Below are 23,133 nucleotides of genomic sequence, written 5' to 3'. Positions count from 1 at the left end.
AAAGAGAAGAAGCAGGGGGCGCGCGCATGATGCAGGACAATCCGATTGTTTTGCTGCTGGGGGTGTTTTTTGCTCTGTTTCTGGGCGGGCGCGGCTGGCGGCGGCGCAAGCTGAAACGGGCGGTACGGGATTTGCCGACGCGGTTGCAGCGGATGATCGGCGAGGAGCCGGGGTTTGAGCCGCCCGCCGAGGTGCCCGAGGGGCTGCAAGGCTATGTGGCCCTGTACGGGCGCAGCGCGCGGGTGATGTATGGGATTTGGGCCTTGGCCTTTGGCTGGCTGGGCTACGTGATTTACCTCTGGTTGGGGACGATGGGATGAGCGTCAAGGATATTTTCGAGACCATGGAATACGGGCCTGCGCCGGAGAGTGCCGGGGATGCCTTGGCGTGGATCACCGATCAAGGCGCGCGGTTCGGGTGCTTTATCGACGGGGCGTTTGATGCGCCCGGCGCGGTGTTCGAGACGCGCAACCCGGCCACGGGCGAGGTTTTGGCCGAGGTGACGCAGGCCACCGCCGAAGATGTGGCGCGGGCCGTTGCGGCGGCGCGGGCGGCGCAGCCGGGGTGGGAAGCCCTTGGCGGGGCGGGCCGTGCGCGGTTCCTCTATGCCTTGGCGCGGCTGTTGCAAAAGCACGGGCGGCTGTTCGCGGTGCTGGAAACGCTGGACAACGGCAAGCCGATCCGCGAGAGCCGCGACATCGACATCCCCTTGGCGCAGCGGCATTTTTACCATCACGCTGGCCAAGCGCAGCTGATGGATGCTGAGCTGCCGGGGATAGTGGCGCAGGGCGTTTGCGGGCAGATCATCCCGTGGAACTTCCCGCTGCTGATGCTGGCGTGGAAGGTCGCGCCCGCGCTGGCCATGGGCAACACGGTGGTCCTGAAACCCGCCGAGTGGACGCCGCTGACCGCGCTGCTGTTTGCCGACATTTGCCGTCAGGCGGGCTTGCCCAAGGGGGTGGTGAACATCGTCACTGGCGATGGCGCGGTGGGTGAGATGATCGTCGCCGCCGAGGTCGACAAGATCGCCTTTACCGGCTCGACAGAGGTGGGGCGGCGTATCCGGCAGGCGACGGCGGGGCGGGGCATTGGCCTGACGCTCGAGCTGGGGGGCAAGAGCCCGTATATCGTGTTCGAGGATGCCGACATCGACAGCGCCGTCGAAGGCTTGGTCGATGCGATCTGGTTCAATCAGGGGCAGGTGTGCTGTGCGGGCTCGCGCCTGCTGGTGCAAGAAGGCATCGCCGAGGATTTCCTGAAACGCTTGCGGGCGCGGATGGACAAGCTGCGCGTGGGCAACCCCTTGGACAAGTGCATTGACGTTGGCGCGATTGTCGATCCGGTGCAGCGCGCGCGCATTGCGGCGTTGGTGGATGGCGCGGGCGGAGAGGTCTATCGCGCGGCGTGTGACATGCCCGAGGGCTGTTTCTACCCGCCGGTGCTGATTTCTGGCCTGTCGCCGGCGGATGCCCTGATGCAGGAGGAAATCTTTGGCCCGGTGTTGGTGTCGAGCACCTTCCGCACGCCTGCCGAGGCGGTCGAGATGGCGAACAACACGCGCTATGGCCTGGCCGCAAGCGTCTGGTCCGAGAACATCAACACCGCGCTGGATGTGGCCCCCAAGCTGGCCGCCGGGGTGGTTTGGGTCAATGGCACCAATATGTTCGACGCCGCAGCGCCCTTTGGTGGGGTGCGCGAGAGCGGCTTTGGGCGCGAAGGCGGTCCCGAGGGGCTGATGGCCTATGTCAAACCTGCCAAAGTGGCGGAAAAGCTGGTGCCGGTGCAGGGTTTTGCCGGCGATAGCGCCGAGCCGCAGCCGGTGGACCGCACCGCCAAGCTGTATATCGGCGGCAAGCAGGCGCGTCCCGACAGCGGCTATGCGCGGGGTATCTATGACAAGGACGGCAAACTGCTGGGGCAGGCGCCCTTGGCCAGCCGCAAGGACATCCGCAACGCGGTTGAGGCGGCGCGTGGGGCCAAGGCTTGGGCCGGGGCGAGCGCGCATTTGCGGGCGCAAGTCTTGTACTACATCGCGGAAAACCTGTCGGCGCGGGCCGAGGAGTTTGCCGCAAGCATCGACCGGATGACCGGCGGCACCGGCGGCAAGGCCGAGGTGGATGCGGCGGTCTCGCGCCTGTTCAGCTATGGCGCTTGGGCCGACAAGTTCGACGGGCGGGTGGCGCAGGCCCCGGTGCGCGGCCTGGCGGTGGCCTTGCGCGAACCCTGCGGGGTGATTGGCGCGCTGTGCCCGGACGCCTTGCCTTTGCTGGGCTTGGTGTCGGTGATGGCCCCGGCGATTGCCATGGGGAACCGGGTGGTTCTGGCGGCGTCCGAGGCCTTTCCCTTGGTGGCCACGGATTTCTATCAAGTGCTTGAAACCTCTGACGTTCCCGGCGGGGTGGTCAATATCCTGACCGGCGATCACGGCGATCTGGCGGGGCCGCTGGCGAGCCATATGGACGTGGATGCGGTCTGGTCCTTCTCTTCGTCGGATGTCTCGGGGCTGATCGAACGCGAGGCAGCGGGCGTGCTGAAACGCACTTGGGTCAACAACGGTTTGGTGCGCGACTGGATGGGGGCAGCGGGCGAAGGCCGCGCGTTCCTGGAGGCCGCGACCGAGGTCAAAACCGTCTGGGTGCCCTACGGTGCGTGAGGCGAAAAGGGGGTTTACAGTCTGTTAAAACAGCGGCAAAGCGCGTGGCTCACCCGATGGAATCGCCAGATTATTGAGATTTAACGAATCCGGTGCTATATTCAGGGTATCGCTTTGCGTCGGGGCGTGGTTCGGCGCGTGACTCATAGGAGGACAATGTCCTGTCTTCGATGGCAAACGCGGCATCTGCCGCTGAGCGGGGGCAGCCCATGCCGGGCGTGACCCAAAATCAGGTGACCAGCGCCGAGATCCTCGCGCTGGTTCTGGAAACCCTCTCTGACAACAAGGCCGAGGATGTCGTGCAGATTGATCTGCGCGGTAAATCTGCCGTGTGTGATCACATGGTGATCTGCTCGGGCCGGTCGTCGCGTCAGGTCGCAGCAATCTCGGAGAAAGTGTCCGAAGAGCTCAAGCAAAAGCTGGGCGTGCTGTGCAAGATGGAAGGCAAGGAAACCGGCGACTGGGTCTTGATCGACTCGGGCGACGTGGTCCTGCATGTGTTCCGTCCCGAAGTGCGCGAGTTCTACCAGCTTGAAAAGATGTGGGTGCCAAGCGCACCGGGGGCGCAGGCGTAAGTCATGCGCGTCCATCTTTGCGTGGTGGGCCGCTTGCGCAAGGGCCCCGAGCGCGAGCTGGTCGACGACTATCTGAAACGGTTCGACAAAACCGGCCGGGCCCATGGGCTTGGGCCTGTGTCCGTGTTGGAGGTCGAGGATAAAAAGGGTGGCGGCATGGCGGCAGAGGCGGCCTTGTTGCGCAAGGCGTTGCCGACCGGTGCGGTTCTGTGCTGCCTGGATGAGCGCGGGGCCGTGGTGACGTCGCCGGAGTTTTCCGAGCGCATGGCGCGCTGGCGCGATACCGGCTGTCAGGATCTGGCGCTGGTGATTGGCGGCGCGGACGGGATTGACCCGAGCCTGCGCGCCGAGGCGGATTTCCTGCTGTCGTTTGGCAAGATGGTCTGGCCGCACATGCTGGTCCGGGTAATGGTCGCGGAACAGCTGTACCGCGCGGCCTCGATCCTTGCGGGGACGCCGTATCACCGGGCGTAAGCTGGCGTCTGGGTGGGGCAAAATTATTGGTTAATAATTTTGGGGGGCGTTGCCGTCTCACCGCAGGTGCGCCACGTAGGGATGGAGGGGGCCTTGCCCCCGGCCTGCGGCCTCCCCCAGGATATTTATAAAGAGAAGAAGTCAGCTGTAGGCGATGTACAGCAGGATCGCGCCGAGGATCACGCGGTAGATCACGTAGGGTGTGAAGCTGACCGAGCGGAGCAGGCGCATCATCAGCGTGAGGGCAAGCAGGGCTGAGACAAAAGCGAGGGCGGCGGCGATGGCACCATCCTTGGCGGCGGCGGCGTCTGCGGTGGAAGCGACCTCAAGACCGAGCAGGGTTCCCGAGGCGATGATTGTCGGGATCGACATGAGCATCGACAGTTTCGCGGCGTCCTGACGTTTGTAGCCGAGGTGGCGCGCGGCGGTGATGGTGATTCCGGACCGAGAGGTGCCAGGGATCAGCGCGATGGCTTGGGCGATGCCCATATAGATGGAGTCCTTGAGCGACCAGTTGCGGTCTTCGTAGAGTTCCGCGCCGCGCGTGTCGGTCCAGTACAGCACCAGCCCAAACCCCAGCATTGTCCAGCCGATCACCGCCGTGGACCGCAGCATGTCGTCGAGCCCGGTCAGTTTCAGCGCGAGGCCGAACAGGATCACCGGGATCGTGGCGATCAGCAGCAGGAAGGCGAGCTTTGCGCCCGGCGTGTCGATCTTGCCCGTGGCCATGCGCAGGGTTCCGAGCGCGGCCATTTTCACGTCGGACCAGAAATACAGGATTACCGCGAACAGCGTGCCCACGTGCACGGCCACGTCAATGACTTGCCCTTGGTCCTCCATGCTGGTCAGATTCGGCAGGAGAATCAGGTGTCCTGATGAAGAAATAGGCAGAAACTCTGTAATTCCCTGAATCAGGGCAAGAATCAGTAACTGGGCAAATGGCATGTGGTAACGTCCTTGGCGAATACCCTGCTTGGTATAAACCCTTGTTTCCTTGATGAAAGCGCTAAAATAGGTCCGGATCGTGACTTAAAATTGCGGCGGCGCAGCGGAATTTAAGGCGCAAAGGCTGACTTATTCTGAATATAGGTCAGTATTTTTGACTTTTATTCCCTTTTGGCTTTGTGTAACTAGCCCTCAACCCGAAATGCATTCAGAAGGCAGGGACCATGGCCAAGCAGCCGATGCTCAAGTTTGTCAAAGTCGACCGGCAGATGCCCGAAAAGCGCGACGCCACCGTCCGCAAAGAAGATTTCGACGAGATCTATGCAGAATTCGCAGCGCAAAAAGCGGCCGAGCAGGCCAGCCGGTGCAGCCAGTGTGGCGTGCCCTATTGCCAATCGCATTGCCCGCTGCACAACAACATCCCTGATTGGCTGCGCCTGACCGCGACGGGCCGTCTGGAAGAGGCCTATGCGATCTCGCAGTCGACCAACACTTTCCCCGAGATTTGCGGCCGCATCTGCCCGCAGGACCGTCTGTGCGAAGGCAACTGTGTGATCGAACAGTCCGGCCACGGCACCGTGACCATCGGCTCGGTGGAAAAGTACATCACCGACACCGCTTGGGAAAACGGCTGGGTCAAGCCCGCATCCCCCGCGCAAGAGCGCACCGAGAGCGTTGGCATCATTGGCGCGGGCCCCGGCGGCTTGGCGGCGGCGGACATGCTGCGCCGTGCTGGCGTTCAGGTCACCGTATATGACCGCTACGACCGTGGCGGCGGCCTGCTGACTTACGGCATCCCCGGCTTCAAGCTGGAGAAGGACGTGGTCATGCGCCGCATCCAGCAGCTCGAAGAGGGCGGCGTGCGCTTTGTCTATAACTGCAGTGTCGGCGCGGACATGTCCTTTGAGGACATCCGCAACCAGCATGACGCGGTGATCATCGCCACCGGCGTGTACAAGTCCCGCGATCTGCGTGGCCCCGGCGCGGGTGCCAAGGGCATCGTCAAGGCGATCGACTATCTCACCGCGTCCAACCGCGTGGCGAACTTTGGCGACACCGTGGCCGAGTATGACAGCGGCGAGCTGAACGCCAAGGGCAAGAAGGTCGTCGTGATCGGCGGCGGCGACACCGCCATGGACTGCGTGCGCACCGCGATCCGTCAGGGTGCCGAAAGCGTCAAATGTCTGTACCGCCGTGACCGTGCCAACATGCCGGGCTCGCAGCGTGAAACCCAGAACGCCGAGGAAGAAGGCGTGCAGTTCGAGTGGCTGACCGCGCCGGCGGGCTTCAAGGGCGGCGACGTTGTGTCGGCTGTGACCGTGCAAAAGATGCGCCTTGGCGCGCCGGACGCCTCGGGCCGTCAGTCGCCCGAGCTGATCGAAGGCTCTGACTACGATGAGCCCGCCGATCTGGTGGTCAAGGCTCTGGGCTTTGAGCCCGAAGAGCTTCAGACCCTCTGGGGTGCGCCCGAGCTGGAAGTGACCCGTTGGGGCACCGTCAAGGCCGAGTTCACCACCGGCCGCACCGCTTTGCCGGGCGTCTACGCCGTGGGCGACATCGTGCGCGGTGCGTCCTTGGTGGTCTGGGCGATCCGCGACGGGCGCGACTGCGCCGATGCGGTTCTGGCCGATCTGAACGCCAAGGCGGCTGTCGCTGCCGAGTGACCTGAACGGCGGGGCAGGGTGCCTCGCCCCCCCCGGTCCTTACCCCATTTCAGGGGCCGCCCACCGGCCCCCTACCGAATTCACGGCCACGCTGCGTGGCCCTTCATGGAGGAAATAAGCCATGACCAAATATGATGAAGCCTGGGTCCGCGAGGAAGAAGCCAAGCGCGCATGGATGTCGGAAAACGGCATGTACCACGAGAGCGAAGAGCACTCGTCCTGCGGTGTTGGCCTTGTGGTCAACCTGAACGGCAAGCCCTCGCGCAAGGTCGTCGAGGCGGGGATCACCGCGCTCAAGGCCATCTGGCACCGTGGTGCTGTGGACGCTGACGGCAAGACCGGCGACGGCGCGGGCATCCACGTGCAGATCCCCGTTCCCTTCTTCTATGACCAGATCGAGCGCACCGGCCACACCCCGCGCAAGAACGAGCTGATCGCTGTGGGTCAGGTGTTCCTGCCGCGCACCGATCACGGCGCTCAGGAAGCGTGCCGGACCATCGTGGAATCCGAAGTTCTGCGCATGGGCTATTACATCTACGGCTGGCGTCACGTGCCGGTCAGCGTTGCCTGCCTTGGCGAAAAGGCCAACGCGACCCGTCCGGAAATCGAGCAGATCCTGATCTCGAACTCCAAGGGTGTGGACGAAGAGACCTTTGAGCGCGAGCTGTATGTCATCCGTCGCCGCATCGAAAAGGCGGCTGGCGCGGCTGGCATCGGCGGCGTGGGTGGTCTGTACATCGCCTCGTTGTCCTGCCGCTCGATCATTTACAAGGGCATGATGCTGGCCGAGCAGGTGTCGGAATTCTACCCCGACCTGCAAGACGAGCGCTTTGAGTCCGCTTTCGCAATCTACCACCAGCGTTACTCGACCAACACTTTCCCGCAGTGGTGGCTGGCGCAGCCCTTCCGCATGTTGGCCCACAACGGTGAGATCAACACGCTCAAGGGCAACGTCAACTGGATGAAGTCGCACGAGATCCGCATGGCCTCCAGCGCGTTTGGCGAGCTGGCCGAGGACATCAAGCCGATCATCCCGAACGGCGCGTCCGACTCGGCGGCGCTGGACGGCGTGTTCGAGGTGCTGGTTCGCGCGGGCCGCAACGCGCCCATGGCGAAAACCATGTTGGTGCCGGAAAGCTGGTCCAAGCAGGCGGTGGAGCTGCCGCAAAGCTGGCGCGACATGTATTCCTACTGCAACTCGGTTATGGAGCCGTGGGACGGCCCCGCCGCCCTGGCGATGACCGATGGCCGCTGGGTTTGCGGCGGTCTTGACCGCAACGGCCTGCGCCCGATGCGCTATGTCGTGACCGGCGACGACCTGCTGATCGCGGGGTCGGAAATCGGCATGGTCCCGACCGACGAAGCCACCGCCCGTGAAAAAGGCGCGCTTGGCCCGGGTCAGATGATCGCCGTCGACATGAAAGAGGGCAAGCTCTACCACGACACCGAAATCAAGGACGCGCTGGCCGCGTCGCAGCCTTTCGGTGACTGGGTCGGCAAGATCAACGAGCTGGACGAAGAGCTGGCCGCCGTGACCGAAAAGCCGGTCTTTGAGGGGGCAGAGCTGCGCCGCCGTCAGATCGCCGCTGGTTACACCATGGAAGAGCTGGAGCAGATCCTCGCGCCCATGGCCGAGGACGCCAAGGAAACGCTGGCCTCTATGGGCGACGACACGCCGTCCGCCGTTCTGTCGAAAAAGTATCGCCCGCTGTCGCACTACTTCCGCCAGAACTTCAGCCAGGTGACCAACCCGCCGATCGACAGTTTGCGCGAATACCGCGTGATGTCGCTCAAGACGCGGTTCGGCAACCTCAAGAACGTGCTGGACGAAAGCAGCAGCCAGACCGAGATCCTCGTGCTGGACAGCCCCTTTGTCGGCAACGCCCAGTTCGAAGAGCTGTGCAAGCACTTCAACGCGCCCTGCACCACCATCGACTGTACCTTCAGCGGTGGCGCTGGCGCGCTGCGTGACGGTCTGGCCCGCATCCGTGCCGAAGCCGAAGACGCCGTGCGCTCTGGCGCAGGTCACATCATCCTGACCGATGAAACCGTGTCCGAGGACAAGGTCGCCATGCCGATGATCCTCGCGACCTCGGCCGTGCACTCGCACCTGACGCGCAAGGGTCTGCGGACCTTCTGCTCGATCAACGTGCGCTCGGCGGAATGTATCGACCCGCATTACTTTGCGGTGCTGATCGGTGCCGGTGCGACCGTGGTCAACGCCTACCTCGCCGAGGACAGCCTGGCGGACCGCATCGAGCGCGGCCTGCTGGACCTGTCCCTGACCGAGGCCGTGGCCCGCTATCGCGAAGCCATCGACCAGGGCCTGCTGAAAATCATGTCCAAGATGGGCATCTCGGTGATTTCCTCCTATCGCGGTGGTCTGAACTTTGAGGCCGTGGGCCTGTCGCGCGCCATGTGCGCCGAGTACTTCCCCGGCATGATCAGCCGTATTTCTGGCATCGGCGTGTCCGGCATCCAGAAAAAGGCCGAAGAGGTCCACGCCCTTGGCTTCAAGGGGGGGCGCGACGTGCTGCCCATCGGTGGCTTCTACAAGTCGCGCAAATCCGGCGAGACCCACGCATGGGGTGCGCAGAACATGCACCTGATGCAGGCCGCCTGTGACCGCGCGTCCTTTGAGCTGTGGAAGCAGTATTCGAACGCGATGCAGGCGAACCCGCCGATCCATCTGCGTGACCTTTTGGCGATCAAGCCGCTGGGCGAGGCGATCCCGATCGAAGAAGTCGAATCCATCACCTCGATCCGCAAGCGTTTCGTGACGCCGGGGATGTCGCTGGGGGCGCTGTCGCCCGAGGCGCACAAGACCCTGAACGTCGCCATGAACCGCATCGGCGCGAAGTCGGACTCTGGTGAGGGTGGCGAAGATCCGGCACACTTTGTGCCCGAGCCGAACGGCGACAACCCGTCCGCCAAGATCAAGCAGGTGGCATCCGGTCGTTTCGGCGTCACCGCCGAGTACCTGAACCACTGCGAAGAGCTGGAGATCAAGGTCGCACAGGGCGCCAAGCCCGGCGAGGGTGGTCAGCTGCCCGGCATGAAGGTCACCGACCTGATCGCGCGTCTGCGCCACTCGACCAAGGGTGTGACGCTGATCTCGCCGCCGCCGCACCACGACATCTACTCGATCGAAGACCTCGCGCAGCTGATCTACGACCTCAAGCAGATCAACCCGACGGTGAAGGTCACGGTGAAACTGGTGGCGTCTTCGGGCGTTGGCACCATCGCCGCTGGTGTGGCCAAGGCCGAAGCCGACGTGATCCTGATTTCGGGTCACAACGGTGGCACCGGCGCGTCGCCCGCGACCTCGATCAAGTACTGCGGCCTGCCGTGGGAAATGGGTCTGACCGAAGCGCATCAGGTTCTGGCGATGAACAACCTGCGTTCGCGCGTGTTGCTGCGCACCGACGGTGGTCTGCGGACCGGTCGTGACATTGTCATGGCCGCGATGATGGGCGCCGAAGAGTACGGCATCGGCACCGCTGCGCTGATCGCCATGGGCTGCATCATGGTCCGCCAGTGCCAGTCGAACACCTGCCCGGTGGGCGTGTGTACCCAGGACGAAGCGCTGCGCGGCAAGTTCACCGGCAACGCCGACAAGGTCGTGAACCTGATCACCTTCTACGCGCAAGAAGTGCGCGAGATCCTCGCGTCCATCGGCGCGCGGTCGCTCGAAGAGGTCATTGGCCGTGCCGACCTGCTGAGCCAGGTCAGCCGGGGTGCAGAGCATCTGGACGATCTCGATCTGAACCCGCTGCTGATCCGCGTGGATGGCTCGGACAAGATCAAGTACGACCTGAACCGCCCGCGCAACCCGGTGCGTGACACGCTGGACGCCGAAATCGTGCAGGACGCCGCGCGCTTCTTGCAGGACGGTGAAAAGATGCAGCTGTCCTACGCGGTGATGAACACGCACCGCACCGTGGGCACGCGCACCTCGTCGCACATCGTGCGCAAGTTCGGGATGCGCAACGCGCTTCAGCCCGACCACCTGCACGTCAAGCTGACCGGCTCTGCGGGCCAGTCCCTCGGCGCGTTCGCCGCTCCGGGCCTGAAACTCGAAGTGTCCGGCGATGCCAACGACTACGTGGGCAAGGGTCTGTCGGGTGGTACCATCGTGGTGCGTCCGCCGCTGGTCTCGCCGCTTGAGGCGTCCGAGAACACCATCATCGGCAACACTGTCCTGTACGGTGCGACCGACGGTTACCTCTATGCCGCCGGTAAAGCGGGCGAGCGTTTCGCGGTCCGTAACTCCGGTGCCAAGGTCGTGGTCGAGGGCTGTGGCTCCAACGGTTGTGAATACATGACCGGCGGCGTCGCGGTGATCCTTGGCGGGATCGGTGCCAACTTTGGTGCGGGCATGACGGGCGGTATGGCCTATCTGTACGACCCCGAAGGCACCGCGCCCGACATGATGAACATGGAAGGTCTGGTGACCTGCAAAGTCACCACCCCCGAGTGGGAAGCGCAGCTGAAAGAGCTGATCGAGAACCACGCGGCAGAGACCCGCTCTCGCAAGGCGGAAACGATCTTGCAAAACTGGGATCTGGAGAAGGACAACTTTGTTCAGGTCTGCCCCAAGGAAATGCTGGACAAGATCCCGCACCCGCTGGGAATCGAGGAAGATCTGGCCGTTCCGGCGGAATAATCCCCGATACACGCATGAGAAGAGGCCCGGAGGAAACTCCGGGCTTTTTCATTTCTGGGTAGAAATATTCGCGGCCAGGGATGCGTGGCGGGGTGAATGCAACCTGACGCTGCGTAAATCACCTTATTTCCGCCACATTCCCACCGCAGCCGGAACCAATTTCGCGGGCATAAAGGGATTGTTCGTAACAGGTTCTATTTTGGGTCTTAGCGAGTGCACACGTTGACTAGAACTACCCGGTTTGCGGTAACGGCGGGGCGGCCTTTGGCGGCTCCGCCATTTTTCTGTCGCGCATTCGCGCGGGACGTGTAGAAAACACCTATGGCAAAGAAACCAACGAAGAAGACCACCAAGCGGGCCAAGCGCGACATCCGCCCCGGACGGTGGCTTTTGAAACAGGCGCTGCGGGTGGGGGTGCTGATGGCGGGGCTGATCTTGGCGGCGGTGGTGATCTACGCGGGGCTGAACCCGCCCACGACGCACACCATGTGGTCCGAAAGCCAGCGGCTGGGCCGTCCGGTCGACCAGCACTGGGTCGACGTGGATGACATTGCCCCGGTGATGCTGCGCTCGGTCGTGGCCGCAGAGGATGCCAACTACTGCACCCACTGGGGCTTTGACATGAGCGCCATCCGCGCCGCCATCGAAGGCGGGGCCGAACGCGGCGGCAGCACCATTTCCCAGCAGGTCGTCAAGAACGTCTACCTCTGGCAGGACCGCAGCTATGTCCGCAAGGCGCTGGAGGCGGTGATCACCCCGGCGGTCGAGGCGGTCTGGTCCAAGCGCCGCATCCTAGAGGTATACCTGAACATTGCCGAATTCGACGAGGGCGTGTTCGGCGTCGAGGCCGCGGCGCGCCACTATTTCGGCAAAGGCCCAGAGGCGCTGTCGGCGCGGCAGGCGGCGCTGCTTGCGGCTGTCTTGCCCTCACCCAAGAAACGCAACGCGGCGCGGCCCTCGGCCTTTTTGGACCGGCGCGCGCGCGGGATCATGGACGGGGCCGCGACGATCAAGGCAGACGGGCGCGCGGATTGTTTCGAGTAAAGGCATGAGCCTGCCGGTCCCGGCGGCAGCGCTTGAAACCTCCGGGCAAACGCCTGTATCAGAGAGGTGTTTTCCGCCAACCTCTGGGATTTCCATGGCCAAGCTTTACCACGTTCCGTTGTCTCCGTTCTGCCGCAAGGTGCGTCTGAGCCTCGCCGAAAAGAAGATCGAGGTCGAGTTGGTCGAGGAACGCTACTGGGAGAAAGATCCCGAGTTTTTGCGCCGCAACCCTGCCGCCAAGGTGCCGATCCTGCGCATCGACGGCAAGACCATGGCCGAGTCTGCGGCGATCTGCGAGTGGATCGAAGAGAAATACCCCGAGCCGTCGCTGATGCCGCGCTCTGCGGATGCGCGCTACGAGGTGCGGCGTCTGGTGGGGTGGTTCGACGACAAGTTCCACAACGAGGTGACGTCCAAGCTGCTGTATGAGCGGGTGAACAAGAAGGTGATGAAGCTGGGCTTTCCCGACAGCGGCAACGTGAAATCGGGGGCCAAGGCGATCAAGTATCACCTCGATTACCTGGCGTGGTTGCTGGATCACCGCCGCTGGCTGGCGGGGGACACGATGACCTTGGCGGATTTCGCCGCTGCGGCGCATTTGTCGTCGTTGGATTATATTTCGGACGTGGATTGGAACCGGTCCGAGGTGGTCAAGGATTGGTACGCCAAGATCAAGTCGCGGCCGGCGTTCCGGTCGATTTTGGCCGATCAGGTGCCGGGGTTCCCGCCGCCGGCGCATTACGCGGATTTGGATTTTTAAGGAAAGGGCGAGGGGCGCTGCCCCTCGCGCTCCCCGGGATATTTTTAAAGAGAAGAAGATGAGGGCGCGGTGGAGGGGCTTGCGGCACGATTGAAGGCGGAGGCGCAGGCCGTGGGGTTTTCGGCGTGCCGGGTGTGTCGGCCATCGGATGTACCGCAGGTGGCCGCGCGCTTGGCGGCCTTTGTTGAGCAGGAGCGGCATGGGCAGATGGCGTGGATGGCCGAGCGGATGCACTGGCGCGGCGCCCCGGATGTGCTGTGGCCCGAGGCGCGATCGGTAATCATGCTGGCCGAGAGCTATGGTCAGGCGCATGATCCGATGGCGGTTGTGGGGCAGGGCGATCGTGGGGCGATTTCGGTCTATGCGCAGAACCGCGATTACCATGACGTGGTGAAGAAGCGGTTGAAGCGGCTTGGGCGGTGGCTGATTGACGCCGCCGGGCCCGAGACGCAGATCAAGGTGTTCGTCGATACCGCGCCGGTGATGGAAAAGCCCTTGGGGCAGGCGGCGGGTCTGGGCTGGCAGGGCAAGCATACGAACTTGGTGAGCCGGGAGCTTGGGTCTTGGTTCTTTCTGGGGGCGATCTTTACGACTGTTGAGTTGCCGGTGGACGGGGCAGAGCGCGACCATTGCGGGTCGTGCCGGGCCTGTCTGGATGCTTGCCCAACGGGGGCGTTTCCTGCGCCCTATCAATTGGATGCGCGGCGCTGCATTTCCTATTTGACGATCGAGCATTCCGGCCCGGTGCCCGAGGATCTGCGCGCAGGTCTGGGCAACCGGATTTACGGCTGTGACGATTGTCTGGCGGCCTGCCCGTGGAACAAGTTCGCCCAGATGGCGGCAGAGGTGAAATACCACGCGCGGCCCGAATTGATCGGGCCGAGGCTGGCAGAGCTGGCCGCTTTGGACGACGCAGGGTTTCGCGCGCTGTTCAGCGGCTCGCCGATCAAGCGGATCGGGCGGGATAGGTTCGTCCGCAACGTCTGTTATGCGATTGGAAACTCTGGAGACATGGGTTTGCGCCCCGCCGTCCAGGCCTTGGCCGATGATCCTGACGCGGCGGTGAGCGATGCCGCAAGCTGGGCTGTGGGCCGTCTTGACGGGCGCTAGGCTGCCATCCCAGCGCCCGGAGCGACGGCCTTCGATCCTTGGGAGAAAGAAATTGTCACTCAGGCGTTACTTAGGGGGGCAGCCCCCTTTCCCGCAAGGCCCGCGCGCGCCAATGTGAGCGATGTGTCGCCGGGCTTTGTTTTTTGCGCAACGGCCCCATCTATTGATTCACGCGCAAGACAGGAGGGCCAAAATGGCAAAATACGAACGAAGACCGGAAGTTATCCACAGCCTGACGCCTGAGCAGTACCATGTGACGCAAGAGTCCGGCACAGAGCGGCCCGGCACGGGCGAGTACCTCGATAACAAGGCGGCGGGCCTGTATGTGGACGTGGTTTCCGGCGAGCCGCTGTTCGCCAGCGCCGCGAAATACGAATCGGGCTGCGGCTGGCCGAGCTTTGTCAAACCCATTGAGCCGGACAATATCGTCGAGCTGCGCGACACCACGCACGGGATGATCCGCACCGAGGTCCGCTCGCGCCACGGGGATAGCCACCTTGGGCACGTTTTCCCGGACGGGCCGCAGGATCGTGGTGGGTTGCGGTACTGCATCAACTCGGCGTCGCTGCGGTTCATCGCTAAAGAGGACATGGAGTCAGAGGGTTATGGTGCCTATCTGGACCAGGTGGAGGATGTGACATGAGCGAACGTGCGGTTCTGGCCGGGGGATGCTTTTGGGGGATGCAAGAGCTGATCCGCAAGTTGCCTGGCGTGATTTCGACCCGTGTCGGCTATACCGGCGGCGACGTGCCGAACGCGACCTATCGCAACCATGGCACCCACGCCGAAGGCATCGAGATCATCTTTGATCCGAGCAAGATCAGCTATCGGCGGCTGCTGGAGGTGTTCTTTCAGATCCACGATCCGACCACGGTGAACCGGCAGGGGAATGACATCGGCATGTCCTACCGGTCGGCGATCTATTATGTCGATGAGGCGCAAAGGCAAGTGGCGATTGATACAATTGCAGATGTCGAAGCGTCTGGAAACTGGCCCGGAAAGGTCGTGACAGAGCTGGAGCCGGTCGGTGATTTCTGGGAGGCGGAGCCAGAGCATCAGGATTATTTGCAAAGGTTCCCAGCGGGTTACACCTGCCACTTCCCACGGGCGGACTGGGTTTTGCCGCGCCGCGCCGCCGAATGAGCAAGCCGATAAAGCCGGGGGATGTCCCCCGGTTTTTTCATGAAAAATCTACGCATGTGATGGGATTTTAAAGAAGTAGAAAACGATGGGTCTTAGACCTTCGACATGTGTGCCACACATTTTCTACGGGCACACGTAGTGCCGGAGCTGACGACCATGATGAATTTCCTCAAGACGCTGATCAAAAGAGACGCGCGTGACCTTGCCTTGCTGAACGTCTTCATGTTGACGCCGGTGCCGGCTTTGGTTGCGTGGGGTGCAGGGAATTCGGTGGTTATAACGGTGGTTGCCAGCGGCGTGATGCTGGGGATTGCTCTCTTGGCCGTGCGATTAAAGTCATTTGTAGCCGATTTGACGCTGGTCGCGGTTTTGGTCGGCCTGCCCATGTTGATCACGGCGGCCGCATCTGGGCAGTTCTGGCAGATCGACATGCACATGCTGTTCTTTGTCCAGCTGGCGGTTGTGTCCATGCTGGGGCGACAAAGCCTGCTGTTGTGGTCGGCCGGGCTGACGGCGGTGCACCACGTGGCGCTGACCGTTTTCTTTCCGCTGCTTGTCTACCCGACGACGGATCTTTGGACGGATGTGATCCGCACGGCGTTGCACGCGGTCGTGGTGGTTTTTGAAACTGGCACGCTGGCGGTGATCATCGCCAACCGGAATGAGGTTCTGGGCCAGGTCAATGAAGCCGCCGAGGAGCAGAGCCGTCAGGCCGAACTTGCCTCGCAAGCACGGGCCAAGGCCGAGGCCGCCGAAAGCAGTGCATCCGAAGTTATGAGCCTGCTCAGCGACCGGTTGCGCCGCTTGGCGGACGGTGATTTGACCTGCGCCATCAACCGTGAGCTGGAACCGGAATTCGAAGAAATGCGCGCTGATTTCAACATCGCCGTTTCGACCCTGCGCGGCGCAATTGCCGAAACGGCGGACACCGCGCGGACCTTCGACAGCGAGGCGACGGCGCTTTCGGGGGCGACCAACGACCTGTCGACCCGCACGGAACGTCAGGCGCATGAAATCACCGAGACGACCACAACCTTCAACCAGATGACCGAGACGATCCGCAGCACCGCCAAAAAGGCCAGCGACGCCTCTGAGGCGGCCAATGGGGCCAATTCGCGTGCCGAGAAAAGTCGTGAGATCACCGGCAAAGCCATGGAGGCCATGCGCGGCATCGAGGCGTCTTCGGGCGAGATCGCGCGCATCATCGACCTGATCGACGACATCTCGTTCCAGACTAACCTGCTGGCTCTGAATGCGGGCGTCGAGGCGTCGCGCGCCGGGGTTTCGGGCAAGGGGTTTGCCGTGGTCGCGTCCGAAGTGCAGCAGCTGGCGCAAAAGACGGCCAGCGCCGCCAGCGGCATTCGCGATTTGATCGTCGAAAGTGAAGTCCGCGTGAACGAAGGCGTCGAACTGGTCTCGGCGGCCATCTCCTCACTCGAAGAAATTCGCGCGGCGGTGCACAAAACCAGCGCCTTCAACGCCGAGATTTCCGAGCAGAGTGCCCAGCAGACGGCGGCGCTGGACCAGTTGAACAGCACCATCGCGGCGTTTGATGGCAACACCCAGTCCGCCGCCGCCATGTCCGAAGAACTCGCAGCCATGGCGGACCGGATCGCACGCGCGGCGCGTGATCTGACCGGGCGCATGGGCGCGTTCCAGACCGAAGACGCGCGGGATGGCGCGCCCTCCAAGGTGGCGTGACGCGTCTGTTGCGCGCCGTTTCTGACGTGACGTTTCGTGGTGACAGGGTGCCTGCGATCGTATGAGGTACCCGCAACACGCAGGGAGGCCCGTCATGTCAGACTATCCGCATTTGTTGACCCCTTTGGATCTGGGGTTCACCACCCTCAAGAACCGCGTCCTTATGGGGTCAATGCACACCAACCTCGAAGAGCGCGGCGATTGGAACGCCGTCGCTGAATTCTACGCGGCGCGGGCGCGGGGCGGTGTGGGCCTGATGGTGACCGGCGGCATGGCCCCCAACCGCGAAGGCGGCGTTTTCCCCGGCGCGGCGGGACTTTTCACCGCCGAGGACATCGCCAACCAAAAGATGGTGACGGACCGGGTCCACGATGCAGGCGGCAAGATCGCGATGCAAATTCTGCACGCGGGCCGCTATGCCTATGCCCCCAACTGCGTCGCCCCCAGCCCCGGCAAATCGCCCATTTCTCCCTTTCCGCCCAAGGAATTGGACGAAGAGGGGATCGAGAAACAGATCGCGGACATGGTCACCGCCGCGCAGCGCAGCCGCGAGGCAGGCTACGACGGGGTCGAGATCATGGGCTCGGAAGGGTACTTTCTTAACCAATTCCTAGTGGCTCACACCAACAAGCGTACCGACCGCTGGGGCGGCTCTTATGAAAACCGGATGCGCCTGCCGCTTGAGGTGGTCCGCCGCGTCCGCAAGGCGGTGGGCGACGATTACATCGTGATCTACCGTCTCAGCATGATCGACCTGATCCCCAACGGTTCGACCTTTGACGAGGTGGTGACCCTGGCGCAAGAGGTTGAAAAGGCTGGCGCAACGCTCATCAACACTGGCATCGGTTGGCACGAGGCGCGCGTTCCGACCATCGCCACATCTGTCCCCCGCGCGGGATTTGCGTGGGTCACCAAAAAGCTGATGGGCAAGGTGGGCATCCCCGTGATCACCTCCAACCGCATCAACACCCCCGGTGTGGCGGAACAGGTCTTGGCCGATGGCTGTGCGGATATGGTCAGCATGGCGCGGCCCTTCCTCGCGGACCCGGAGTTCGTGAACAAAGCGGCGGCGGGGCGGGCCGATCTGATCGCACCGTGCATCGCCTGTAACCAAGCCTGCTTGGATCACACGTTCAGCGGCAAGGTCTCGAGCTGCCTTGTGAACCCGCGCGCGGCCTATGAGACCGAATTGACCGTCACCCCAGCCCCGACCCCCAAGACCGTGGCTGTGGTGGGCGCGGGGCCAGCGGGGCTGGCGACGGCGATCACGGCGGCACAGCGCGGGCACCAAGTGACGCTGTTTGACAAGGCCGAGACGGTGGGCGGCCAGCTCAACATGGCCAAGGTCGTGCCCGGCAAAGAGGAATTTCATGGCCTTGTCGACTGGTTCGCGGCCATGCTCGAGGACACCGGCGTGACTGTGCGTCTCGGCCAGACCGTCCGCGCCGAGGATGTGACAGGGTTTGACGAAGTGGTGGTGGCCACGGGGGTTGCGCCGCGCGATCCGGGCATTCCCGGGCAGGACCACGCCAAGGTGGTCGGCTACGTGGATGTGCTGCGCGGCGGGGCCGAGGTGGGCCAGCGTGTGGCGGTGATCGGGGCAGGGGGCATCGGCTTTGATATGGCCGAGTTCCTCGTGACTGGTGACAGCCCGACCCTGAACCCCGAGGCATGGCTGCGCGAATGGGGGGTGACCGACCCGGCACTGGTCCGCGCGGGGCTTGCTCCCGAAGGGCCGCAGCCAGACCCGGCCGAGCGCGACGTGATCATGCTGCAACGCAAAGCCGAAAAGCCGGGGAAGCGTCTGGGTAAGACGACCGGTTGGATCCACCGCGCGGCGCTCAAGATGAAAGGGGTGCAGATGCGCGCGGGGGTCAACTACGAACGGATCGACGACGACGGGCTGCACATCAGCTATGGCGAGGCGCGCGAAAAGCCCGAAGTGATCGCATGCGATACGGTGGTGCTCTGCGCAGGGCAGGTCTCGGAGCGTAGCCTGGCCGATGAGCTTGAGGCGCAGGGTGTGCCGGTGCACGTGATCGGCGGCGCGGATGTGGCGGCGGAATTGGACGCCAAGCGCGCCATCAACCAAGGTGTCCGCTTGGCGGCCAGGCTGTAGGCCGCTGTACGGCGCTCTTCCTGCGGAATTCGCCCCGCCCACCGTCCCATCAGCATCGCGAGGAATGCGGGATGGTGGGCGGGGCGATGGCAGAGCCGAGCGCCGTACCATCATCTGCAGGAACGAAAGGACAGAGCGCGCGTTGATGGGTCAAGAGGGCTGAACCTCAGCCCATCAGCTAAAAGGAGCCTCTCATGACAGCCATTCAGTCCGCCAAAATCCTGATCATCGCCACCAACGGGTTCGAACAATCCGAACTGGAATTTCCCCGCGATCAACTGCGCGTCAAGGACGCCACCGTGCATGTGGCCACGCTTGACGGCAATGCCATCAAAGGCTGGGAGGGCTCGGACTGGGGGCGCGATGCCTCTGCCGATCTCAAGATCGCTGACGCCACCCCGGAGGACTACGACGCGCTCGTGATCCCCGGCGGCCAGATCAATCCGGACCTTCTGCGTGTCGAAAAGGATGTCCTGACCCTCGTCAAAGCCTTTCACGATCAAGGCAAGGTCATCGCCGCTGTCTGCCACGCCCCTTGGGTCTTGATCGAGGCGGGGATCGTCGCGGGCCGCGAGATGACCTCTTTTCATTCGATCAAAACCGACGTGAAGAACGCCGGCGGGGTGTGGAAGGACCAAGAGGTCGTCGCGGACCAAGGCATCATCACCAGCCGCAATCCCAGCGACCTCAAGGCGTTTGTGTCCAAGATCGTCGAAGAGATCGAAGAGGGGCACCACCAGCGACAGGCGGCCTGACGCTCGATCCAGAAACCCCATTGCGCGTCGCCCCGTGCGGCGCGCTGTGTGGGTCCAACCGGGTGTTTCCCGGACCAAGACCCATCGTTTCCCTGTTTCCGCCTGTCCGACAGCCAAGGGCGATTCCCCTGAATTGTCGCTGCACTGCCTCAGTTGCGCCGCAAACCGCCGCGATAACCATCACAACGGATTTGAACGAGTGATGGAGACGTAGATGGATCGTCTGACTGAAATGGAGGCCTTTGCGACCGTGGTGGACCAAGGTGGGTTCACCGATGCCGCGAAGAAGATGGGGATCTCCAAATCCGCCGTCTCCAAGCACGTGTCCAGCCTTGAGGCGCGCCTTGGGGCCCGTCTGCTGAACCGGACCACGCGCCGCGTCTCGCCTACGGAAATTGGCCTTGCCTATTACGACCGCGCCCGCCGCGTCTTGAACGACGCCGGAGAGGCCGACGCGCTGGTGACTTCGATGCAAAGCGCGCCCTCGGGGCTGTTGCGGATCTCGGTGGCGACGGACTTTGGCGTCAACCACCTAAGCCCGGTGCTGGGTGAGTTCCTCGCGGAATTCCCGGACATCACCGTCAACATGGTGCTGAACAACCGCTACGTCGAACTGATCTCTGAGGGCTTTGACATGGCCGTGCGCATCGGGGAGTTGGAAGACAGCACCCTGCGCGCCCGCAAGCTGACCGAGACGACCAAGCGGATGATCGCCGCGCCGTCCTATTTCGAGAAATTCGGGCGACCCCAGCGGATCGACGATCTGAACGAACACAAGCTGCTGCATTACTCGAACCAAGCCTCGGGCAACGTGTGGAAGCTGACCGCGCCGTCCGGTGAAAAGCGTCAGGTGCGCACCGCGGGCTGGCTGACGGTGAACGATGGCCAGTCGCTGCTGAACGCCTGTATCGCGGGGCTCGGCATCGCCTACCTGCCGTCTTATCTGTATCATGACGCGATGGAAGCGGGCCTGGTCGAGGATGCGATCCCCGATCTGCCGCTGGAAACCCAAGGCGTCTACGCGGTCTACCCGCCGGGCCGGTTCACCCAGCCCAAGGTCCGCGCCTTCATTGATTTCCTGGTGCATGCCTTTGCCGAAAAAGGCCCGCAGCAGTGGTGAGATGATTGGGGGCGCTTGGCTGCCCCCGACACCCTTGTTCTTCCCCAGCCTGAGATGAACACAGGCCAACTTATTTCTCCTCGGGTTTCGGCCCGAGGTTTTTTCGTTTTACGGTAAGGCGTTACGGCGCTCGTTCCTGCGGAACATCGCCCCGCCCGCCATCCCGCATTCACCGCGCGGGGAGAAGGACCGCCTCAACGCGGCGGTTGGCCCTGCGCCCCTCTTCGGTCAGGTTCGAGGCGATAGGGGCGAGGTAGCCTGCGCCTTGGGCGCTGATCTGGGCGGCAGGCACGCCTTTGCGGCGCAGGTAATCGACAGCGGCCTGCGCACGTTTCAGCGAGACCGCCTTGTTGGCATCCAGCGAGCCGGTGGCGTCGGTGTGCCCGACGAACATCACCGTCCGGTCCGGGGTGCGCAGCAGATAGTCAGCGATGGCGTCGAGCGAGCCAATCGCGCCGTCCCCCAGCTGGGTCGAACCAGAGGGGAAGACCACATCGTTCAGCACCGCATGGCCGGTCAGCTCCAACCCCTTGGCCACGTCGCCCAGATCGGTGGGGGCCACGGTGGGCAAGGGCGCGGCGTCGGGTTTGGTCTGGCCTTTGGGGGCAGCCCCGGCGCGGATGATTTGCAGGTAGCTTTTGACGTCGTCGCGGCTGGTCAGGATCGACACCGCGCCGCCGTCCTTGCGCGCGGCGACAAAGTGGTAGTCGGTCAGGTCCACGAACATCTCGGGCGCGGGCAGCACCAGCGTGGCAAAGCGAAAGTCAAACCCGCCGCAGGCAAAGGCGCGGCAATCCAACAGGATCTCGTACCCGGCGTCCTCAAGCGTGTCGCGCAGCGGTTTGGCCAGCTGAAAGGGTGTCTGGCTGGTGCCGGACAGGCGCCATGCCTCGACGCTGATGCGGCCTTCGAATTGTTCGGTGGGCAGGCCCGCGTCCTTGGTCCACGGGCCGGTGGGCAGGCGGTAAACGCCGGGATCGCGCACCGCGTCATAGCTGCGCACTGCCCCCGAAGGCAGCGAGAAATCCTGCGCCAGCGCCGCCACGGGCAGCGCCAGAGCGGCGAGAAGGCTGAACAAACGCAAGGGCTTAGCGGGCCTGCGCGTGATACTCATCATTCGGGCGCATATCCGTGGCCGAGGCCACCCGGTTGGTCATGTTAAAGAACCCCGCCACATTGGCGATGTCCCAGATGTCGCGGTCGGAAAAGCCCGCGTCGCGCAGGCTCTCGCGGTCGTATTCGGCGATTTTCGACGACTCGACGGTCATTTTTTCGGCAAAGGCCAGCATGGCGCGCTGGCGGTGGTTCAGATCGGCCACCCGCCAGTTCATCACCAGCATTTCGCCCAGCTTGGGGTCGCCCGACAGCTCGCGCACCGCCGCGCCATGGGCAGTCAGGCAGTAGAAACACTTGTTGATAGAGGACACCACGACGGCGATCATCTCGCGTTCCAGCTTGGTCAGACCGCTGTTCGCCAGCATCAGGTCGTTGTACATCGCCGTGAAAACATTGAGCTTTTCGATGTCGAACGCGTAGGCGCGCAGCACGTTGGGGATCATCCCCAGCTTGTCCTGACAGATGTCAAAGTACTTTTGCGTCGCCTCGGGCAGCGGGTCGACCATGGGCAGGTTCAGCGCCGTGGGGGCCGTGTCGGTCATGGGTCGTCACCTTCTGCGTCGTTGAGAATGCGGTAATGGTACTGCCCGACGATCTCCATCCGCAAGGCCGAGTAGAGCGCGCTCGCCGCAACGTTACTTTCGGTGGCGGCAAGGCTCATCCACAGGGCACCCTTGCGCTGCGCCCAAAAGGCAGCGGCGCGCATCATCCAGCCGCCCAGACCCTTGCCCCGGTGTGCCTCTGCGATCAGCAGGGCGTGGACCATGGCGATGCCGTCATGCACCGCGGCAAAGCCAGTGCCCGCCGGTTTGTCGCTCACCCGCCCAAAGAGGCCAGTCTTGGGCAGGGCGCAGCGGTCCATCACGGCGCGGCGTTCCTCTCCGATGCCGCCCTGCGTCCACAGCTCCAGCATGATCGCCAAAGGTTCCCAAATGGTAAAGGCCGTCACCAAAGGCACCTTGCGGTCGGTCAGCGTCTCGATCGGGCAAACCCACAGGTTGGTCACGTCGCGCTTTTCATAGCCCAAAGCCGCCAGTTCGCGGTCTAGGGCCATTTCGCCGGGCCGGATCATGAACAAAGGCTGCTGCCCCATGAGGCGCATGGATTTCTCGGCGGCGGCGATGTCTTCGGGCCGCCACGGGCCGCGGATCGTCGCAGCAGAAACGCGGCTTCCGCCCCCGCGCCCTTCGCGCAAAGTCCAGGGGCCGGCCTCGACCTTGGCGGCGGCGGGCCATGTGGCGTCCAATGTCGCCAGCAATCGGTTCGCGTCGGGGGACAGGGCCACGGG

The 23,133-nt window shown here is 63.4% G+C and carries 19 protein-coding genes; 15 read left to right on the top strand and 4 right to left on the bottom strand.

What is annotated here, in order from left to right; all coding sequences use genetic code 11:
• The first annotated feature begins 26 nt into the window (after positions 1 to 26).
• The 4 genes from B9A11_RS10620 (at position 27) to rlmH (ending at position 3,702) form a co-directional block, all read left to right on the top strand.
• Positions 27 to 320, top strand: coding sequence for a hypothetical protein (locus tag B9A11_RS10620; protein WP_058247510.1), 294 nt, complete (start codon positions 27 to 29; stop codon positions 318 to 320).
• A complete protein-coding gene (locus B9A11_RS10615; RefSeq protein WP_058247509.1) occupies positions 317 to 2,653 on the top strand; it encodes an aldehyde dehydrogenase family protein in 2,337 nt (778 codons plus the stop codon). Before B9A11_RS10620 ends, B9A11_RS10615 begins: the two co-directional genes overlap by 4 nt.
• Before the next feature lie 170 nt (positions 2,654 to 2,823).
• Entirely contained in the window at positions 2,824 to 3,228 is a 405-nt protein-coding gene (gene rsfS, locus B9A11_RS10610; protein ID WP_370736531.1) for a ribosome silencing factor, read from the top strand.
• 3 nt (positions 3,229 to 3,231) lie between these two features.
• Positions 3,232 to 3,702: a 23S rRNA (pseudouridine(1915)-N(3))-methyltransferase RlmH gene (gene rlmH, locus B9A11_RS10605; RefSeq protein WP_058247508.1), complete on the top strand. Its 471-nt coding sequence runs from the start codon at positions 3,232 to 3,234 to the stop codon at positions 3,700 to 3,702.
• A gap of 141 nt (positions 3,703 to 3,843) precedes the next feature.
• Here rlmH and B9A11_RS10600 read toward each other — a convergent pair whose 3' ends face one another.
• Positions 3,844 to 4,647 carry an undecaprenyl-diphosphate phosphatase gene (locus tag B9A11_RS10600; protein ID WP_058247507.1) on the bottom strand — a complete coding sequence of 268 codons (804 nt, stop codon included), beginning with the start codon at positions 4,645 to 4,647 and terminating at the stop codon, positions 3,844 to 3,846.
• 224 nt (positions 4,648 to 4,871) lie between these two features.
• On the opposite strand from B9A11_RS10600, the gene B9A11_RS10595 reads away from it, so the two are divergent.
• The 11 genes from B9A11_RS10595 (at position 4,872) to B9A11_RS10545 (ending at position 20,729) form a co-directional block, all read left to right on the top strand.
• A complete protein-coding gene (locus B9A11_RS10595; protein ID WP_058247506.1) occupies positions 4,872 to 6,311 on the top strand; it encodes an NAD(P)-dependent oxidoreductase in 1,440 nt (479 codons plus the stop codon).
• A 121-nt stretch (positions 6,312 to 6,432) separates the two neighbouring features.
• A complete protein-coding gene (gene gltB / locus B9A11_RS10590; protein ID WP_058247505.1) occupies positions 6,433 to 10,977 on the top strand; it encodes a glutamate synthase large subunit in 4,545 nt (1,514 codons plus the stop codon).
• 321 nt (positions 10,978 to 11,298) lie between these two features.
• Positions 11,299 to 12,021 (top strand): monofunctional biosynthetic peptidoglycan transglycosylase, encoded by a 723-nt coding sequence (gene mtgA, locus B9A11_RS10585; RefSeq protein ID WP_058247504.1) that lies wholly within the window; start codon positions 11,299 to 11,301, stop codon positions 12,019 to 12,021.
• 94 nt (positions 12,022 to 12,115) lie between these two features.
• The gene (fzlA, locus tag B9A11_RS10580; protein ID WP_058247503.1) at positions 12,116 to 12,781 is read left to right on the top strand and encodes an FtsZ-binding protein FzlA; all 666 of its coding nucleotides are present in this window, start codon (positions 12,116 to 12,118) and stop codon (positions 12,779 to 12,781) included.
• Positions 12,782 to 12,850: 69 nt separating this feature from the next.
• Complete coding sequence (gene queG, locus B9A11_RS10575; protein ID WP_058247502.1) at positions 12,851 to 13,891, top strand: tRNA epoxyqueuosine(34) reductase QueG; 1,041 nt, start codon at positions 12,851 to 12,853, stop codon at positions 13,889 to 13,891.
• A 193-nt stretch (positions 13,892 to 14,084) separates the two neighbouring features.
• Positions 14,085 to 14,534, top strand: coding sequence for a peptide-methionine (R)-S-oxide reductase MsrB (gene msrB, locus B9A11_RS10570; protein WP_058247501.1), 450 nt, complete (start codon positions 14,085 to 14,087; stop codon positions 14,532 to 14,534).
• The gene (msrA, locus tag B9A11_RS10565) at positions 14,531 to 15,034 is read left to right on the top strand and encodes a peptide-methionine (S)-S-oxide reductase MsrA (protein WP_058247500.1); all 504 of its coding nucleotides are present in this window, start codon (positions 14,531 to 14,533) and stop codon (positions 15,032 to 15,034) included. Before msrB ends, msrA begins: the two co-directional genes overlap by 4 nt.
• A gap of 138 nt (positions 15,035 to 15,172) precedes the next feature.
• Positions 15,173 to 16,735 (top strand): methyl-accepting chemotaxis protein, encoded by a 1,563-nt coding sequence (locus tag B9A11_RS10560; protein ID WP_058247499.1) that lies wholly within the window; start codon positions 15,173 to 15,175, stop codon positions 16,733 to 16,735.
• Between the two features lie 94 nt (positions 16,736 to 16,829).
• Complete coding sequence (locus B9A11_RS10555) at positions 16,830 to 18,854, top strand: NADPH-dependent 2,4-dienoyl-CoA reductase (RefSeq protein ID WP_058247498.1); 2,025 nt, start codon at positions 16,830 to 16,832, stop codon at positions 18,852 to 18,854.
• Positions 18,855 to 19,048: 194 nt separating this feature from the next.
• Positions 19,049 to 19,609 (top strand): type 1 glutamine amidotransferase domain-containing protein, encoded by a 561-nt coding sequence (locus B9A11_RS10550; RefSeq protein ID WP_058247497.1) that lies wholly within the window; start codon positions 19,049 to 19,051, stop codon positions 19,607 to 19,609.
• A 214-nt stretch (positions 19,610 to 19,823) separates the two neighbouring features.
• On the top strand, positions 19,824 to 20,729 hold the full coding sequence (locus tag B9A11_RS10545; protein ID WP_058247496.1) for a LysR family transcriptional regulator: 906 nt from the start codon (positions 19,824 to 19,826) through the stop codon (positions 20,727 to 20,729).
• A 169-nt stretch (positions 20,730 to 20,898) separates the two neighbouring features.
• Here B9A11_RS10545 and B9A11_RS10540 read toward each other — a convergent pair whose 3' ends face one another.
• Genes B9A11_RS10540 through B9A11_RS10530 form a run of 3 tightly spaced genes read right to left on the bottom strand, consistent with a single transcriptional unit; the run spans position 20,899 to position 23,130 of the window.
• Positions 20,899 to 21,846 carry an OmpA family protein gene (locus B9A11_RS10540; protein WP_058247495.1) on the bottom strand — a complete coding sequence of 316 codons (948 nt, stop codon included), beginning with the start codon at positions 21,844 to 21,846 and terminating at the stop codon, positions 20,899 to 20,901.
• Complete coding sequence (locus B9A11_RS10535) at positions 21,818 to 22,387, bottom strand: peroxidase-related enzyme (protein ID WP_058247494.1); 570 nt, start codon at positions 22,385 to 22,387, stop codon at positions 21,818 to 21,820. The genes B9A11_RS10540 and B9A11_RS10535 overlap by 29 nt, the downstream gene beginning before the upstream one ends.
• The gene (locus tag B9A11_RS10530; RefSeq protein WP_234988796.1) at positions 22,384 to 23,130 is read right to left on the bottom strand and encodes a GNAT family N-acetyltransferase; all 747 of its coding nucleotides are present in this window, start codon (positions 23,128 to 23,130) and stop codon (positions 22,384 to 22,386) included. Before B9A11_RS10530 ends, B9A11_RS10535 begins: the two co-directional genes overlap by 4 nt.
• Positions 23,131 to 23,133: the final 3 nt, after the last annotated feature.

Source organism: Tropicibacter naphthalenivorans, assembly GCF_900176475.1.
GTDB lineage: Bacteria > Pseudomonadota > Alphaproteobacteria > Rhodobacterales > Rhodobacteraceae > Tropicibacter > Tropicibacter naphthalenivorans.
This window is presented reverse-complemented; position numbering and strand designations above follow the sequence as displayed.

Bases quoted from the DNA above. Each gene is read 5' to 3' on its own strand.
- B9A11_RS10595 (WP_058247506.1), top strand. From the start codon at position 4,872: ATGGCCAAGCAGCCGATGCTCAAGTTTGTCAAAGTCGACCGGCAGATG.
- B9A11_RS10535 (WP_058247494.1), bottom strand. From the start codon at position 22,387: ATGACCGACACGGCCCCCACGGCGCTGAACCTGCCCATGGTCGACCCG.
- gltB (WP_058247505.1), top strand. From the start codon at position 6,433: ATGACCAAATATGATGAAGCCTGGGTCCGCGAGGAAGAAGCCAAGCGC.
- B9A11_RS10615 (WP_058247509.1), top strand. From the start codon at position 317: ATGAGCGTCAAGGATATTTTCGAGACCATGGAATACGGGCCTGCGCCG.
- B9A11_RS10545 (WP_058247496.1), top strand. From the start codon at position 19,824: ATGGATCGTCTGACTGAAATGGAGGCCTTTGCGACCGTGGTGGACCAA.
- rlmH (WP_058247508.1), top strand. From the start codon at position 3,232: ATGCGCGTCCATCTTTGCGTGGTGGGCCGCTTGCGCAAGGGCCCCGAG.
- mtgA (WP_058247504.1), top strand. From the start codon at position 11,299: ATGGCAAAGAAACCAACGAAGAAGACCACCAAGCGGGCCAAGCGCGAC.
- msrA (WP_058247500.1), top strand. From the start codon at position 14,531: ATGAGCGAACGTGCGGTTCTGGCCGGGGGATGCTTTTGGGGGATGCAA.
- msrB (WP_058247501.1), top strand. From the start codon at position 14,085: ATGGCAAAATACGAACGAAGACCGGAAGTTATCCACAGCCTGACGCCT.
- B9A11_RS10555 (WP_058247498.1), top strand. From the start codon at position 16,830: ATGTCAGACTATCCGCATTTGTTGACCCCTTTGGATCTGGGGTTCACC.
- fzlA (WP_058247503.1), top strand. From the start codon at position 12,116: ATGGCCAAGCTTTACCACGTTCCGTTGTCTCCGTTCTGCCGCAAGGTG.
- B9A11_RS10600 (WP_058247507.1), bottom strand. From the start codon at position 4,647: ATGCCATTTGCCCAGTTACTGATTCTTGCCCTGATTCAGGGAATTACA.
- B9A11_RS10540 (WP_058247495.1), bottom strand. From the start codon at position 21,846: ATGATGAGTATCACGCGCAGGCCCGCTAAGCCCTTGCGTTTGTTCAGC.
- B9A11_RS10550 (WP_058247497.1), top strand. From the start codon at position 19,049: ATGACAGCCATTCAGTCCGCCAAAATCCTGATCATCGCCACCAACGGG.
- B9A11_RS10620 (WP_058247510.1), top strand. From the start codon at position 27: ATGATGCAGGACAATCCGATTGTTTTGCTGCTGGGGGTGTTTTTTGCT.
- rsfS (WP_370736531.1), top strand. From the start codon at position 2,824: ATGGCAAACGCGGCATCTGCCGCTGAGCGGGGGCAGCCCATGCCGGGC.